Origin of the sequence: Pontibacter sp. BAB1700, assembly GCF_000277005.1 — a bacterium.
Lineage (GTDB): Bacteria > Bacteroidota > Bacteroidia > Cytophagales > Hymenobacteraceae > Pontibacter > Pontibacter lucknowensis.
Window position 1 is genome coordinate 1 of sequence record NZ_AKIS01000242.1, and the last position, 2,064, is coordinate 2,064.

Consider the following 2,064-nt stretch of genomic DNA (forward strand, 5'->3'; position numbering starts at 1 on the left):
TGATATAGACAAAGTAGTTATGGCTCTTCATAGTATACTACAGTGACGGCCGTTTCATTATACTTTTTTGTCATTCTGAAAGAATCTTGGTCGCAAGTGGCATAGGCTTATCACCCCTCTAACCAAGATCCTTACAGGATGACAAAAAAATAAATGACAAAAAAGTAAAGTCAATAGCGGTGATTCTTCCCTACTGCGACCACTCTGTTGGCTTCCGGTCCCAGCGGTGTGATTTGAGTTGGGCCAGCAGTTCGTCCGGCAGACCTTTGCCATCACCGGCCTGCAGGTTGGCCTGCACGTGGTGGGCTTTGCGCATACCAGGTATGGTGGTGCTCACATCCGGATTGCTCAGAATAAAGCGCAGGGCCATCTCTGCCATGCTCATGCCGGCAGGTACAAGCGGCTTCAGGCGGTCGGCATGCGCCACACTGGACTGCAGGTTTTCGGGCACAAAGTAGGTGCTGCGCCAGTCGCCTTCAGGGAAAGTCGTTTCAGTTGTGAAAGTGCCGGTGAGGGTGCCTTCATCGAAGGGAACACGGGCGATGGTGGCGATATCCAGTTCGCGGCAAAGCGGGAACAGCTTGTCTTCCGGTGCCTGGTCGAAAATATTGTAGATGACCTGCACGCTGCTGATGTGGCCGGTGCGCAGGGTCTGAAGCACGTTGTCCGGTTCCCAGCGGTTCACGCTCACCCCCATGTGCTGAATTTTGCCATCGGCTTTCAACTTCTCTACCGCCCGCTGCCATTCTTCCTGCTCGGCCCAGCTGTCTTCCCAGACGTGAAACTGCTGCAGGTCGATGGTCTCCACCCCCAGGTTCTGCAGGCTTTTTTCGGTATAGGAGATGATGTGCTCGGCAGGGAAACAGTCTTCAAGCTTGTAGGATGCTTTCGACGGCCACTTCATGTTTTTGGGTGGAATCTTGGTTGCCACGTACAGGCGCTTATCCGGGTTACGCTTGATCAGGCGCCCGAGGATCTGTTCGCTTTTGCCTTTGCCGTAGCCCCAGGCCGTATCAAAAAAGTTGCAGCCGCCTTCCACGGCCAGGTCCAGCGATCGGTCTGACTGCTGATCATCCGAACCGGTCCAGCCGGCCATACCCCACATGCCGTATCCTATTTCACTCACTTGCCAGCCTGTGCGGCCAAATCTTCTGTACTCCATACCTTGCTATTTCTAAGTTCCCAGTTCTGCCTACATACTGCTGTAAATATACAAGAGTTGTCACCCTTTCTTCCTGAATCTATGGGACAAATACTATATTCCGGGATAGATGCTTATCTTAGACTTCTTAAAAGCTACACACCATGACGACTATGCTGAAAAACATTTGGAAGAAAGCCACACTTACAACCTTTGCTGTTGTTGCCTTCACCCTGTCCGGCCAGGCGCAGGAAGGGAAAACCGAATCGGACATACAGGCTATCATGCAGCAGCATGACATGGTAGGCTTGTCGGTTGCCGTCGTAAAAAAGGGGGAGATCATCTACGCCAAATCCTTTGGGCTGAAGGATGTTGAAAGCCAGGCACCACTCACCAACAACGATATTTTCAGGATCGCTTCCATCTCCAAGTCATTTACCGTCACGGCCTGATGCAGTTGATCGAGGCGGGTAAGCTGTCTTTGAATGATGATGTGAGTGAGCTCGTAGGTTTTAAAGTGCGGAACCCGAAGTACCCGGAGAAGGTCATTACGCTGCGGATGATGCTGTCGCATACCTCCAGCATCAACGATAGCCAGGGCTACTTCACACTCGATACCATCGACCCTGCCAAAAACCCGAACTGGGAAGCCTGCTACAACGACTATGAGCCGGGCACCAAATATGAATACTGCAACCTGGGCTTTAACATGGCCGGTACCATACTGGAAAAACTGTCCGGCGAGCGATTTGACCAGTACGTAAAACGCCACATCCTGAACCCACTCGGGCTGTACGGCGGCTACCAGGTAGACTCCCTGGACGCCAGCCGCTTTGTGACGCTTTATGAATACAATCCTGACTCCGCCAGTTTCTCTCCTTCGCCCTCGGCTATGCCCGCCGCCGGGACGGAAATGACAGCGA

1 protein-coding gene and 1 pseudogene are annotated in these 2,064 nt (G+C 52.5%); one reads left to right on the forward strand and one right to left on the reverse strand.

What is annotated here, in order from left to right; translation table 11 throughout:
* Nucleotides 1–190 precede the first annotated feature (190 nt).
* A complete protein-coding gene (locus O71_RS20820; protein ID WP_007661167.1) occupies nucleotides 191–1,162 on the reverse strand; it encodes an aldo/keto reductase in 972 nt (323 codons plus the stop codon).
* 278 nt (nucleotides 1,163–1,440) lie between these two features.
* Between O71_RS20820 and O71_RS22900 the strand changes: the two are divergent.
* A pseudogene (locus O71_RS22900) lies at nucleotides 1,441–2,064 on the forward strand (serine hydrolase domain-containing protein); the annotation flags it as partial.

Bases quoted from the DNA above. Each gene is read 5' to 3' on its own strand.
- O71_RS20820 (WP_007661167.1), bottom strand. From the start codon at position 1,162: ATGGAGTACAGAAGATTTGGCCGCACAGGCTGGCAAGTGAGTGAAATA.